The organism is Brevibacterium ammoniilyticum (genome assembly GCF_038429965.1).
Classification (GTDB): domain Bacteria; phylum Actinomycetota; class Actinomycetes; order Actinomycetales; family Brevibacteriaceae; genus Brevibacterium; species Brevibacterium ammoniilyticum.
This window is the reverse complement of record NZ_BAABNP010000001.1, coordinates 169,928-183,061: the sequence shown is the minus strand read 5'-3', so window position 1 is coordinate 183,061 and position 13,134 is coordinate 169,928. Positions and strand designations below refer to the sequence as shown.

Genomic DNA, 13,134 nt, shown 5'->3' with positions numbered 1-13,134 from the left:
GCATTTATGCTTGAGCCATGGAAGACTATCCTGCCGGGTGGGAAGCCGATGTCGTCCTCCGCGACGGCGGCACCGCCCATCTGCGCCCGATCGTGCCCTCCGACGCCGAGGCGCTGGCCCGCATGCACGAGGCCCAGTCGCCCGAGTCGATCTACCTGCGCTTCTTCGCTCCCCTGCCCAAGCTGCCCCAACGCGACCTCGACCGGTTCGTCAACGTCGACCACAACGACCGGGTAGCGCTGGTGATGACGATCGGCGACGACATCATCGGGGTCGGTCGCTACGACCGGATCTCCCCCACCTCGGCGGAGGTCGCCTTCAACATCGCCGACGCCCATCAGGGGCGCGGCATCGGCTCGATCCTCCTCGAGCACCTCGCCGCTGCCGCCCGGGAGTCGGGGCTGAGGAAATTCACCGCCGAGGTGCTCCCCCAGAACCGCTCGATGCTCCAGGTCTTCCAGGCCGCCGGCTACGAGGTCAGCCGCGGCTTCGACGACGGGGTCGTGGCCGTGACCTTCGACATCGACCCCACGGCCCGTTCGATCGAGGTCCAGGCCACGCGCGAGCACCGCGCGGAGGCCAAGAGCGTGCGCACCGTCCTCCACCCGTCCTCCGTCGTCGTCATCGGCGCCAGCCGGAAGCGGAACTCGACGGGCAACCTCCTCATCCGCAACATCGTCTCAGCCCACTTCACCGGGGACCTCTGGGTCGTCCACCCCGAAGCCGACCAGGTCGCCGGCGTGCCCGCGTATGAGAGCCTCGACGCCCTGCCGGGCACTGCGGATCTCGCCGTCATCGCGGTGCCCGCCGACTCCGTCACCGAGGTGGTCCAGGAGTGCGCCGCCCACGGGGCCAAGGCCGTCCTCGTCATCTCCTCCGGCTTCGCCGAGACCGGCCGGGCCGGCGCCGAACTCCAACGTCAGGTCGTCGCCACCTCCCGGGCCTACGGGATGCGGCTCATCGGACCGAACTCGTTCGGCATCGTCAACGAGGCCCCCGATGTCAGACTCAACGCCTCGCTCGCCCCGTTCCTGCCCGAACCCGGCACCCTCGGCCTGTTCAGCCAGTCGGGGGCGCTCGGCACGGCCCTGCTCGCCACGGCGAAGAACCGCGGCCTGGGGATCTCGACGTTCGTCTCCGCCGGCAACCGCGCCGACCTCTCCGGCAACGACCTCCTCCAGTACTGGGAGGAGGACCCGGCCACGCACACGGTGGGCCTCTACCTCGAATCGATCGGCAATCCGCGGAAGTTCTCCCGCATCGCCCGCCGGGTCTCCCGCGTCAAACCCGTCATCGTCGTCAAATCCGATGTCACGGGCCGCGAACTGCCGCCCGGACACGTCGTGCGCACCTCCTCGCTCGCCCCGCACGCCCTCGACCAGGTGCTCGGCCAGGCCGGAGTGGTCCGCGCCGACACCGTCCACCAGCTCTTCGACTTGGCGCAGGTCTTCTCCACCCAGCCGCTGCCGGCCGGGCGCCGGGTCGGGGTGATCGGCAACTCCGCGGCCCTGTCGACGCTCATCGTCCAGCGCGCCCGCGCCGAAGGGCTGACCGTCGAATCCGCGGTCGTCTCCCTCCACCCCGAGGTCGAGGCCGAGACCTTCGGCACCAAGCTCGAGGCGATGTACGCCCGCTCCGACATCGACTCCGTCATCGTCACCTTCACCCCGTCGGCCGGGGCCGAGGAGAACGAGATCGCCGCCCGCCTCGCCGAGGCCGCGGCCCGGTCGGAGAAGACGACGGTCGCATGCTTCCTCGGCATCCACGGCGTCCAGGACGAGCTCACGAGCTTCCTCACCGATGACGAGGGCAAACGGGTGACGCACACGGTGCCCAGCTACCTCGGACCCGAGGACGCCGTGTGGGCGCTCGCCCGGGCCACCGACTACTCCCGGTGGCGTGCGGCCGACCACGGACGCTTCCTCGAGATCGAGGACCTCGACGACAAAGGGGTGCGCGAGATCGTCGATGCCGCACTCGAGGGCGCCGGCCCCGGCTGCCCCGTCGTCCTCTCCCGCGAGCGCGCCCGGGACCTGCTCAGCTGCTACGGGATCGAGACGGTCCCCTACATCACGGCCGCCTCGGTGGCCGAAGGACTCAAAGCCGCGGAGACGATCGGCTACCCGGTCGCGCTCAAGGCCGTGACGAAGTCGCTGCGCCACCGCATGGAGCTCGGCGGGGTCCGCCTCAACATCGACACGCCCGAGGAGCTCACGGAGGACTTCACCGCCATCCAGAGCCTCATCTCCTCCCTGCCCGGGGACGAGGAGCTGCTCGTCGACGTCCAGGCGATGGCGCCGCCCGGGGTGCCCTGCGTCATCCGCGCCGGCGAGGACCGCCTGCTCGGACCGATGCTCTCGTTCTCCCTGGCCGGGGACACCACGGAACTCCTCGGCGATGTCGAGCATCGGGTCGCGCCGCTGACGGACAAGGACGCCGGGGACATGATCCGGTCGATCAAGTCCTCGCCGAGGCTGTTCGGCTACCGGGGGCTGCCCCCGGTCGACATCGATCCGCTCATCGACGTCCTCGAACGCCTCTCCGTCCTCGTCGAACGCCATCCGCAGATCCTCGACGTCGAGATGCACCCGATCGTCGCGACCGAGACGAAGAGCCACATCCTCGACGTGCGCATCTCGCTGCTCGCCGATGCGACACGGATCGACACGACCAGGCGGCTGCTCAGCTGAGCAGAGATCGGATGTCTGCCGATTTCGCGGCGGTCCTGGACGCAGCCGACCCGATTGGTGGGAACCGACTGACTTTTTGGCGAGTCATATACCAATCCATCGACCGAACATGTAGTGTCTGTATCCGTTCGAGCATGAATAGTTATGCATTTGTGCCCTAAATAGCACGGCCGGTCCCCGGCCGCAGTCTGTGACCGAAGTGGGTCATTACCGTCAGCAGGCACCCTTGTGCTTCAGGGGTGTCCACGAGAGCGAGGCAGAGAGCATTGATTTCGCGCAAAGATGTCGTCACGGATTCCGCCATCGCCGTCGTCGCCGAGCAGGGGGTCCGCGGACTCACCCATCGTGCGGTCGACGCCATGGCCGAACTCCCCGTCGGCTCGACATCCAACGTCTACCGCACGCGTGACGCCCTCGTCACCGGAATCCTCGAGCGCATCGGCGAGCTCAACTCCCGCCAGTTCGATCGCCTCGTCGAGAACACGACGACGGGTGGGACCCCGCTCGTCGACGCTGCCATCGGACTGTGCTTCGACCTGCTCACCACCGACCGCAACCGCTTCTACACCTCCGTCATGCTCAGCCTCGACCCGGCCCTGCCCGCCGAGGCGCTCGCGGCGAAGAAGGCGAACATGGCCACGGTGGACTCCTTCGTCATGCAGCTCAGCGGCATCGACGCCGACCTGGCCCGCCGCATCACGAGCTCGGTGCTGGGGATGATGATCAGCGAGCTGATGTCGGGTGCCCCCAAGCGCGAGCATGTCGAGTCCTACATCAACGAACTCGCCGCCTGGATGAACGACTACGCGCCTGCGCAGTGAACGCCTGACGACACGAGCCCGACCGGGTGAGCCGGGGAACACGATTCGAACGTTAGAATCGACGGGTGCCGCCGCTGAGGGACAGCGGACCGGCGTGTGAGACAGGAGTTCCATGACCGAAGGCAGAGTCATCGATGTCGACGTCTCGGCGGAGATGGAGAGTTCGTACCTCGAGTACGCGTACTCTGTCATCTACTCGAGGGCTCTGCCGGACGCCCGTGACGGCCTCAAACCGGTGCAGAGGCGCATCGTCTACCAGATGGGCGATATGGGTCTGCGGCCCGACCGCGGCCACGTCAAGTCCTCCCGCATCGTCGGCGATGTCATGGGCAAGCTCCACCCGCACGGGGATTCGGCGATCTACGACGCGCTGGTGCGGCTGAGCCAGGACTTCATCATGCGGGTCCCGCTCGTCGACGGCCACGGCAACTTCGGCTCCCTCGACGACGGTCCGGCCGCTCCGAGGTACACCGAGGCCCGGCTGACGACGGCGTCGATGCAGATGATCGCCGGCCTCGACGAAGAGGTCGTCGACTTCGTCCCCAACTACGACAACACCCTCACCCAGCCCGACGTCCTGCCCAGCGCCTTCCCCAACCTCCTCATCAACGGAGCCTCGGGGATCGCGGTGGGCATGGCGACGAACATGGCTCCGCACAATCCCGGTGAGGTCATCGCCGCGTGCTGCCACCTCATCCGCAACCCCGAGGCCGATCTCGCCGAGCTCATGCGCTTCATCCCGGGCCCCGACCTGCCCACGGGTGGGCGGATCATCGGCCTCGACGGGGTGCGGGAGGCCTATGAGACGGGGCGCGGGACGTTCCGCACCCGGGCGACGGTCTCGATCGAGAACATCAACGCCCGCCGCAAGGGCATCGTCGTCACCGAGCTGCCCTACCTCGTCGGCCCGGAGAAGGTCGTGGCGAAGGTCAAGGACGCCGTGGGGGCGAAGAAGCTCACCGGCATCGCCTCGATCGACGACTACTCCGACCGCAAGAACGGCATGCGCCTGGTCATCGGGGTCAAGAACGGCTTCAACCCCGAGGCGGTCCTCGCCGAGCTCTACCGGCAGACTCCGCTCGAGGAGTCCTTCGGCATCAACAACGTCTGCCTCGTCGAGGGCCAGCCGCGCACCCTCGGGCTGCGCGAGCTCCTCACCGTCTACCTCTCCCACCGCATCGACGTCGTCCGTCGGCGCACGGTCTTCCAGCTGCGCAAGGCCAAGGACCGCCTCCACCTCGTCGAGGGCCTGCTCATCGCGATCCTCGACATCGACGAGGTCATCCAGCTCATCCGCTCCTCGGACGATGCCGGCACCGCGCGGACGAGGCTCATGGACGTCTTCGACCTCTCGGAGCTGCAGGCCACCTACATCCTCGACCTCCAGCTGCGGCGGCTGACGAAGTTCTCGCGTCTCGAACTCGAGGCCGAGCGGGACGAGCTGAAGAACCGCATCGAGTACCTCGAAGGTCTGCTCGCCGACGAGTCGAAGCTGCGCGAGCTCGTCGCCACGGAACTCGAGGCCACCGCCGAGATCATCGGCACGCCCCGTCGCACGGTCCTCATCGAAGGGTCGATGAAGGAGCTCACGGCGAAGGGGAAGAAGGCCCCGGACAACCTGAGGATCGCCGACGCCCCGACCCGGGTGCTGCTCTCGACGTCGGGCCGGATCGCGCGGACCTCGGATGCCGCGGTGCTCTCCCGGTCGGGCAAACGTGCCAGCCATGACGCGCTCGTCTCCGAGGTCGTCGCGACGACCCAGGGGAAGATCGGGGCGGTCACCTCGTCCGGGACCCTGCACATGATCGACGTCGTCGACCTGCCGGCGCTCCCGCCGGGAGCCTCGCGGCCGAACGTCGCAGGAGGCGTCAAAATCGCCGAGTACGCGGCGCTGGAGAAGAACGAGAAGGTCATCGGGCTGATCGACCTCGAACGCGAGTTCCTCCTCGGCACCGCCGACGGTGTCGTCAAGCGCGTGTCCGTCGCGGGTCGGCCGAACAAGACCGAATGGGATGCGATCGCACTCAAGGGCAAGGACTCCGTCATCGGTCTCGCCCAACCGCGTGACATCGACGCATCGCTCGCGGTCTTCGTCACCTCCGGGGCCCAGCTGCTCGCCTTCGACGCCTCGGGTCTGCGCGCGCAGGGCTGGAACGCCTCGGGTGTGGCCGGCATCAAGCTCGGCGCCGAGGCCAAGGCGATCTTCTTCGGTGCGGTCCCCCATGAGGCCGACGAGGAGATGAGCCTGTCGGTGGTGACGATCGCCAGCGGCGAGAACTTCTACGGGGCACCGTCCTCGTCGATCAAGGTCAGCGAGTTCGCGGAGTTCCCGACGAAGGGACGCGCCACCTCGGGCGTGCGCGCCCACAAGTTCCTCAAGGGCGAGACCGAGCTCTCGCTCGCCTGGGTCGGCGATTCGCCGCAGGCGGCCGCGCAGGCCGGTGGGGCGAGGGCCCTGCCGGGCGAGATGTCTCGCCGCGACGGCACCGGCTCCCCGCTCGAGGCGAAGATCGATGTCATCGGCACGCTGCCTCGCCTCGGCGCCCCCGGTGAGGACGTCACCGGTGGCACGGTCGATGGGGACTTGGGTGACGGCGGCGGCGACGGAGTGGGCTCTGAGGCGTCGGGCTCTGACGGTTCGGGCGGCGGCGGTGAGCCGCAGGCGGCCGCTTCGGGCGGATTGGCGACGAGCTTCGAGGGTCTCGACCTCGATCTCGACGACGCGCGCGAGGCGATCTCCCGCGCCCGCATCGACACCGACAACGGCGTCATCGTCTCCCACGACGAGGATGCCGAGGACGACGACTCAGCGCTCTTCTGACGCGTGTTCCGCACGCACGAGCTCGCCGAAGCGTGTCCTCCTGACGTGCACTTCGAGTCGAAGCACTGCGGGTGCCGCATCAACCGGAACCCGCAGCGCCACGTCCTACATCCAGCACTCAATCGCACGTTCGGCTCTACGTCCTCCACTCCGCTCACCGAACGGCACCCGCAGCTTCTTCTCCTACACCAGGAAGGGTAGGACGTAGCGCTGAGGGTGACTGTTGGTACGTGCGGCGGAACCTGACGCCGACGACGTGACGCGGCGACCGATGCCGCTGCGGTGACCGAGGCGGCTCAGGATTCGTCGTCGAGGTCGAGCTTCATCCGTGCGGCCGTGCCCCGCTCCATCCGGCAGATCCCCGTCTCCCCCAGCCCCTGCAGGGTGAGCGATCCGCGGGGTTCGAACACGTAGGCGTCGGAGGTCGAGAGCACCCGCGCGGTCTCCTCGTCGGTGAAGATCGTGCCGGGTTCGGCCACGGCCGTGAGCCTGGCCGCGAGGTTGACGCTCGAGCCGAAGATGTCGCCGAGGCGGGAGAGCACCCGGCCCCAGACGAATCCGACGCGCGCCTGCGGCAGATCCGAGGCCGCGGTGACGCGTTCCATGAGCGTCATCGCGATCTCCGCGCCGGCCATCGGCGTCTCGGCCGCGAAGAACACCTCGTCGCCGACGGTCTTGATGATCCGCCCGCCGCCGGTGGCGACGATGTTGTAGCAGATGCCCTGGAACTCCTGGACCATGTTCGCCAGCTGACGCGGTTCGAGCTTCTGCGACAGCCGGGTGTAGGAGACGAGGTCGATGAACCCGACGGCCCGGGCCAGCGGCATCGACGAGTCGTACCAGCCCTGCCGGTTGTCCATCGCGAGCCCGTCGGAGACGTTGACGTTGAGCCTGCCCATCACCTCGGCGAGGTTGCGCCGCCACGAGTACACGAGCATCTTCTGCATCGGGTCGATGAGATCCTCGATGACCTCGAGGGCCTCCCGCCGGGCCTCGGGTTCGCTCATCCCCTTCTCCTCGGTGAGGTATTCGACGAGCGTCTCCATCTGCCACACGACGAGGCGGTCCGTCGTCTGCCCGATCGCGCGCGCCAGGGACAGCGCCGTCTCCTGGTCGATGAGCCCGTCGGCCACCGGCTTCGCCCACATCCGCAGGGCATGGGCATCGCTGACCGTGTACGCCTTGTCGTGCGCGTCGGTCTGGGACATCCCCAGCGCCCGCCACATCTTCCTCGCCGAGACCGTCGAGATCCCGCCGAGCTTCGCCGCCTCCCGCCGATCGAGCACGCGTTTGCCGTCGAGGAGGATCTCCTCGAGACGCTCGGCCGCGGATCGGGTCTCGTAGATCGGATCGTCGTCCTCGTCGACGATGTCGATCGCCGAGGTGCGCGGATCCTCGTGCAGTCCCTCGGAGAAGTCGTCCCACGTCGAGGTCCCGGATTCCGCGGGGTCGGTCGCTCCCCCACCGGTGCTCTCACCGGATGCGCGACCGGGAATCATGTCCTCACGGATGATCGGCATCGCCGAGGTGGCAGGCAGTTCGCTGTCATCGACCCGCAAGCGACCGCGGACTCCGGCAGAACCGGGGCGGGACGCTGCAGCGCCGGCCGCCGCAGGACCGGTCGCTGCCGAGGCCCCTGCGACCGCCGCGTCGTGTGCAGCTCCGCGGTCAGCGGGGCGTCGCTCACCGGTCGGCCGAGCATCCGAGGACTGGGCAGCCGACGGCCGAACATCCGACGGCTGGGGATCCAGCTCATCGGCATCCGAGCCTTCCAGGTAAGCCTGCCCCGCATCCTCCCGCTCGGCAGCTTGCCGCTCGACGTCAACCTGCGCGGCAGCCTGCCGATCGACGTGATTCTGCCCGGCATCATCCCGCCTGGCACCTGCCCGTCCGGCCTCGACGCCATCCTGCCGCTCATCGGCCGGGTGGTGATGGGACTGCCTCTCTGTCACGGTGTGCGGGGAATCATCGCGACGCTGCGTGTCGTCGCCGGCGGCAGACGCAAACCCGTGCTGGGTGTCCTCACTCATCATCTCTCTGTCGCCCCGGATGGGGTCGTCCCGGAGGCGGTCTCGTCGGACAGGGTCTCAGGGGCCGGGCGCAGATGGTGGACGTCGCCGGCGCTCACGGTGATCTCGTCATCGATGACGAGGTCGCCGGAGGGGTCGAGTCCGGTGGCGCGGCCGATGAGGTGCCCTCCGTCGGGGCGTTCGACCTTGACCCTGGTTCCCAATGTCACCATGCCTGCACGCACCTGCTCGGCGGTCCGGCTGCGGCTGAAGTCCTCGTCACCATACTCGTCGATCTCCCTCAGGGCAGGAATGAGTGTGCTGAGGATCGACACTAGCAACGCTTCATGATCGATCTCTGAACCCGGCTCACCGCCAGGACCCGTACCCGCATCTCCGAGTTCGATCGCCAGGGAGCTCGCGTCCTCCCGTGGCAGATCTTCGGGTTCGAGTCGCGTGTTGATCCCCATGCCGAGCACGATGTGCGGACCCGAGTCGAGCATCTCGATGCGGGCGAGGATCCCGCACAGCTTCTTCCCCTCGGCGGTGAGCACATCGTTGGGCCACTTGAGCACGGCGGGGACTCCCACCTCGGCGACGGCAGAACGCACCGCCTCACCGGTGATGAGCGGGATCCACCCCCAGGATTCGACCCCGACGCTCGGGCGCAGCAGGATCGAGAAGGTCAGCGACCTGCGCGGCGGAACCGTCCACGTGCGTCCGAGCCTGCCGTGACCGGCGTTCTGGTAGTCGGTGCCGAGGATCGTCAGCTCGGGCAGGCCGTCGGGGAGGTCGACGTCCCCGGCGATCTCGCGGACGACCGCCTCGGCGGAGGAACCATTCACCTCGTCGGCGGGGGCGCCCCCCCCCGCCTCGGCGGACAGCGTCTGAGGACTGCGGACCAGGGCCGCGAGCTCATCGTTCGTCGACGGACTCGTCTCGTCCCAGATGATGAGCGGAAGGTCGATTCCGGCGGCCTCGGCGCGGGCGCGCAGCGAGCGGACATCGACGAGGAAGGGCGCGTGTTGGCTGGTCACCAGTCCACTCTAGATTCTTTTGGTGGGAGTGCACAATGAACTCGTGCGCCCTCGATAAGGTGGGGGCATGACGGAAACTCCACGCACCACCGCCGAGCGCATCGACGCCTTCGAAGCCCGCCGCGACGCGGCCCACACCGGCAACGAGAAGTCGGTGGAGAACCAGCACAAGCGCGGCAAGCAGACCGCCCGCGAACGCATCGACCAGCTCCTCGACGACGGATCGTTCCAGGAGATCGACGAGTTCGCGCGCCACCACAACACCCAGTTCGGGATGGCCGCGAACCGTCCCGACGGTGACGGCGTGGTCTGCGGCCTGGGCACGATCGACGGCAAGACCGTGGCCGTCTTCGCCCACGACTTCACCGTCCTCGGCGGCTCTCTCGCCGAGGCGAACGGCCGGAAGATCGTCAAGGTCCAGAAGCTCGCGCTCAAGCTCGGCTGCCCGATCATCGGCATCAACGACTCCGGCGGCGCCCGCATCCAGGAGGGCGTCGGCTCGATCGCGCTCTTCGCCGAGATCTTCCGCCTCAACGTCGCCTCCTCCGGCGTCATCCCCCAGATCTCGCTCATCATGGGCCCCTCGGCCGGCGGTGCCGTGTACTCCCCGGCGCTCACCGACGTCACGATCATGGTCGACAAGACCAGCCACATGTACATCACCGGCCCCGACGTCATCCGCACGGTCACCGGTGAGGAGGTCGGCCACGAGGAGCTCGGCGGCGGACGCACCCACAACACGGTCTCCGGCAACGCCCACTACCTCGCCAGCGACGAGGAGGACGCCCTCAACTACGTCCGCGACCTCCTCTCGTTCCTCCCCCAGAACAACCTCGACCCGGCCGACGCCGACGTCTTCGAATCCGACCTCGAGCTCACCACCGAGGACGAAGCGCTCGACACCCTCATGCCGGATTCGCCCTCGCAGCCCTACGACATCCTCGACGTCGTCACCACGGTCCTCGACGACGGGGAGTTCCTCCAGGTCTCCGAGCTCTTCGCCCCCAACGTCGTCACCGGCTTCGGCCGCGTCGAAGGCGTGAGCGTCGGCGTCATCGCCAACCAGCCGATGCAGCTGGCCGGCACCCTCGACATCGACGCCTCGGAGAAGGCGGCCCGCTTCGTCCGCCTCTGCGACGCCTTCAACCTGCCGATCCTCACCTTCGTCGACGTCCCCGGCTTCCTGCCCGGCACCGATCAGGAGCTCGGCGGGATCATCCGCCGCGGTGCGAAGCTCATCTACGCCTACGGTGAAGCCACCGTCCCGCTCATCACGCTCATCACCCGCAAGGCCTACGGCGGCGCGTACTGCGTCATGGGTTCGAAGCAGCTCGGCGCCGACATCAACCTCGCGTGGCCCTCGGCGCAGATCGCCGTCATGGGTGCCCAGGGGGCCGCGAACATCGTCTACCGCCGCAAGCTCAAGGCCGCAGAGGAGGCCGGTGAGGACGTCGACGCCCTGCGCGACGAACTCATCCAGGACTACGAGGACGCTCTGCTCAACCCGTACCTCGCGGCCGAGGAGGGCTACATCGACGCCGTCATCAAGCCGAGCGAGACCCGGGCGCGCATCGTGCGATCCCTGCGGGCGCTGAAGAACAAGCACGTCGACGCGCCGGCGCGCAAGCACGGTAACATCCCCCTATGAGCGAGGAACTCACCGAGACCGCATCGAGTGCACGGTCCGCGTCGACGCCGGAGACGTCTGCGTCGGTCGAAGACCGCACTCGGGTGCGCGCCGACGACGGTCAGCCGGTCAGCGACGAGATGGCCAGCGCCGCAGCCGTGGCCGCCGTCGTCGCGATCCGACAGGTGGCGCTCGCCTATGCCGCCCACCAGGCCGAAGCCCTCGCCGAGGTGGAGACGAAGAAGCACGACCGTGCCGGCTTCAACGCCCCGCGCCGCAACGTCCGCCGGCGTCTGCCCCAGACCTGGACGCAGCCGCTGGGACGCTGACTCAGTCGCCGAGGCGGTGACTCAGACGGCGGGCCGGTGACTCGGCCGCCGGGCAGCTGACCCGAGTGCCGGGCAGCTGGTCAGTCCGCGCTGCGCTCATCCTCGGCGAAGACCGCGCGGAGTTCGGCGAAGATCTCGCGGATGACGGGATCCGGGTCGCCCTCGTCGCGGCGCAGGCGCATGAAGGTCGTCCTGATCGCCATCATCGCCAAGGCGGCCACCGCTTCGGCCCGTGGGGACACGGGTGGCCCCTCGTCACCAAGACAGTTCCCGACCTCCCCCGCCGAGGCGGTCGCGTCGTCAGTCGTATCCGTCTCCCTTGCGTGCCCAGCCGGTGTGGCGCCGTCGTCCGGTGCGACGCCGTCGACGGGTGCTGAGCCGTCGACTGGTGGCCCGCCCTCGAGTCGACGGTGGATCATCTCGCGGAAGAGGCGCTCGTTGCTGCCCATGCGCGACATCTGCAGCTGCATGAGCGCAGGCTCCTGCTTGAGGATCTGGTGAAACCGGTGCATCTCCTCACGGCGTCGCAGCCGGCTGCGGATGACGACGGTGAGCAGGCCTTCGAGGTCGGTGAGCAGACGCCCTGACGGGCCGCCGGCTTCGAATTCGGCGATCGCCGGACGGTCCTCGTCGTCGAAGACGGTGTCGGAGCGCCCGAGGAGCGCTTCCTCCTTGTTGCCGAAGTAGTTGAAGAAGGTCCGACCGGAGACTCCTGCGCGGTCGCAGATCGCCTCGATGGTGACGTTGGCGAAGCCGTTCTCGGCGGTGAGGTCGAGGGCGGCCCGACGCAGGGCCTGTTCTCGTTCGCGCTTCTTCCGCTCCCGCAGTCCCTCTTCCGGCACGGTCTCCTCTGCTGCTGCCATGCCGCCATTATCGCGCTCGGTGCGATCGCCTCTCAAATGCCGTGACCGTGCTCACGGGCTGCACGCTCACTTCCGACCCACTCCCGCCGAAGCCGGTTCAGTACCCCAGCTTCGCGTTGACGAGCACGGGCAGCGCCTCGGCGGCCTCATCGGCGAGACCGAGGTCGAGGTCGACGACCTCGAGCATCTCCTCCCCGCCGAGTTCGACGACGACGGCGCCGAACGGGTCGGCGACGAGACTGTGGCCGACGCCCGTCGGTCCCTTCGGCGGCACGTCGACCCCGGTGACCTCGGGGTCGGCCTGACCGAGGGCGAGGACGAACATGTTCGAGTCCAGCGCCCGAGCCCGGGCGAGCAGCTCCCACTGCTCGACCTTGCCCGGCCCCGCACCCCACGAGGCGGAGACGATCGCCAGCCGTGCGCCTCGGCGGCTGAGTTCGGCGAAGAGCTTGGGGAAACGGATGTCGTAGCAGATCGCGATGCCCACCTCGTCGCCGGCAAGCGAGACGACAGCGGGATCCTGTCCGGCTGTGACGGTGTCGGACTCCTTGAACCCGAACGCGTCGTAGAGGTGGATCTTCGCGTATTCGGACCGGGTGCCGTCGGGGGCGTAGACGGCGAGGAGATTGACGAGCTTGCCGTCTGCGACCGCGAACTCGCCGACGACGATGCTCGTGTCGGCGTCCGCGGCGAGTGCGGTCAGCGCTTCACGCCACCCGGTCGCCTCCCGTTCGGCGATCTCGGCCAGGCCGCGGCCGAACGCCGACATCGTCGCTTCGGGGAAGACGACGACCTCGGCGTCGGCCTCTGCCGCCCGGTGCGTGTAGTCCCGGACCTTGGCGAGGTTGGCGGCCACATCCGTCGTCGTGTTGATCTGGGCGAGAGCGAGTCGCATGTCATCCTCCGTGCTCGGCGTCGGTCTCAGGCTACTCGGAAC

At 68.4% G+C, this 13,134-nt stretch carries 9 protein-coding genes; 5 read left to right on the top strand and 4 right to left on the bottom strand.

Going from position 1 to position 13,134, the window contains the following annotated elements:
* Positions 1–17 precede the first annotated feature (17 nt).
* The 3 genes from AAHA49_RS00825 to AAHA49_RS00815 all read left to right on the top strand — a co-directional run bounded on the left by AAHA49_RS00825 (position 18) and on the right by AAHA49_RS00815 (position 6,332).
* On the top strand, positions 18–2,690 hold the full coding sequence (locus AAHA49_RS00825; protein WP_342036876.1) for a bifunctional acetate--CoA ligase family protein/GNAT family N-acetyltransferase: 2,673 nt from the start codon (positions 18–20) through the stop codon (positions 2,688–2,690).
* A gap of 266 nt (positions 2,691–2,956) precedes the next feature.
* The gene (locus AAHA49_RS00820; RefSeq protein WP_339392971.1) at positions 2,957–3,511 is read left to right on the top strand and encodes a TetR/AcrR family transcriptional regulator; all 555 of its coding nucleotides are present in this window, start codon (positions 2,957–2,959) and stop codon (positions 3,509–3,511) included.
* Between the two features lie 112 nt (positions 3,512–3,623).
* The gene (locus tag AAHA49_RS00815) at positions 3,624–6,332 is read left to right on the top strand and encodes a DNA gyrase/topoisomerase IV subunit A (protein WP_339392970.1); all 2,709 of its coding nucleotides are present in this window, start codon (positions 3,624–3,626) and stop codon (positions 6,330–6,332) included.
* A gap of 296 nt (positions 6,333–6,628) precedes the next feature.
* Here AAHA49_RS00815 and AAHA49_RS00810 read toward each other — a convergent pair whose 3' ends face one another.
* Together AAHA49_RS00810 and AAHA49_RS00805 are read right to left on the bottom strand one after the other, a co-directional pair.
* Complete coding sequence (locus AAHA49_RS00810; RefSeq protein ID WP_339392969.1) at positions 6,629–8,362, bottom strand: adenylate/guanylate cyclase domain-containing protein; 1,734 nt, start codon at positions 8,360–8,362, stop codon at positions 6,629–6,631.
* Entirely contained in the window at positions 8,362–9,378 is a 1,017-nt protein-coding gene (locus AAHA49_RS00805; protein WP_339392968.1) for a biotin--[acetyl-CoA-carboxylase] ligase, read from the bottom strand. Before AAHA49_RS00805 ends, AAHA49_RS00810 begins: the two co-directional genes overlap by 1 nt.
* Positions 9,379–9,445: 67 nt before the next feature.
* Here AAHA49_RS00805 and AAHA49_RS00800 point away from each other — a divergent pair, with 67 nt between their 5' ends.
* Both AAHA49_RS00800 and AAHA49_RS00795 read left to right on the top strand, forming a co-directional pair.
* Positions 9,446–11,026, top strand: a complete 1,581-nt coding sequence (locus tag AAHA49_RS00800) for an acyl-CoA carboxylase subunit beta (protein ID WP_339392967.1) — start codon at positions 9,446–9,448, stop codon at positions 11,024–11,026.
* Positions 11,023–11,334, top strand: a complete 312-nt coding sequence (locus tag AAHA49_RS00795; protein WP_339392966.1) for a hypothetical protein — start codon at positions 11,023–11,025, stop codon at positions 11,332–11,334. The genes AAHA49_RS00800 and AAHA49_RS00795 overlap by 4 nt, the downstream gene beginning before the upstream one ends.
* Positions 11,335–11,414: 80 nt before the next feature.
* On the opposite strand, the gene AAHA49_RS00790 is transcribed toward AAHA49_RS00795, so the two are convergent.
* Both AAHA49_RS00790 and AAHA49_RS00785 read right to left on the bottom strand, forming a co-directional pair.
* Positions 11,415–12,197, bottom strand: coding sequence for a TetR/AcrR family transcriptional regulator (locus AAHA49_RS00790; RefSeq protein ID WP_342036875.1), 783 nt, complete (start codon positions 12,195–12,197; stop codon positions 11,415–11,417).
* Between the two features lie 97 nt (positions 12,198–12,294).
* Entirely contained in the window at positions 12,295–13,092 is a 798-nt protein-coding gene (locus tag AAHA49_RS00785) for a nitrilase-related carbon-nitrogen hydrolase (RefSeq protein WP_339392964.1), read from the bottom strand.
* Between the last annotated feature and the right edge of the window lie 42 nt (positions 13,093–13,134).

Excerpts from the sequence above, each read along its gene's own strand:
- AAHA49_RS00825 (WP_342036876.1), top strand. The coding sequence starts at position 18 with ATGGAAGACTATCCTGCCGGGTGGGAAGCCGATGTCGTCCTCCGCGAC.
- AAHA49_RS00815 (WP_339392970.1), top strand. The coding sequence starts at position 3,624 with ATGACCGAAGGCAGAGTCATCGATGTCGACGTCTCGGCGGAGATGGAG.
- AAHA49_RS00795 (WP_339392966.1), top strand. The coding sequence starts at position 11,023 with ATGAGCGAGGAACTCACCGAGACCGCATCGAGTGCACGGTCCGCGTCG.
- AAHA49_RS00800 (WP_339392967.1), top strand. The coding sequence starts at position 9,446 with ATGACGGAAACTCCACGCACCACCGCCGAGCGCATCGACGCCTTCGAA.
- AAHA49_RS00785 (WP_339392964.1), bottom strand. The coding sequence starts at position 13,092 with ATGCGACTCGCTCTCGCCCAGATCAACACGACGACGGATGTGGCCGCC.
- AAHA49_RS00810 (WP_339392969.1), bottom strand. The coding sequence starts at position 8,362 with ATGAGTGAGGACACCCAGCACGGGTTTGCGTCTGCCGCCGGCGACGAC.
- AAHA49_RS00790 (WP_342036875.1), bottom strand. The coding sequence starts at position 12,197 with ATGGCAGCAGCAGAGGAGACCGTGCCGGAAGAGGGACTGCGGGAGCGG.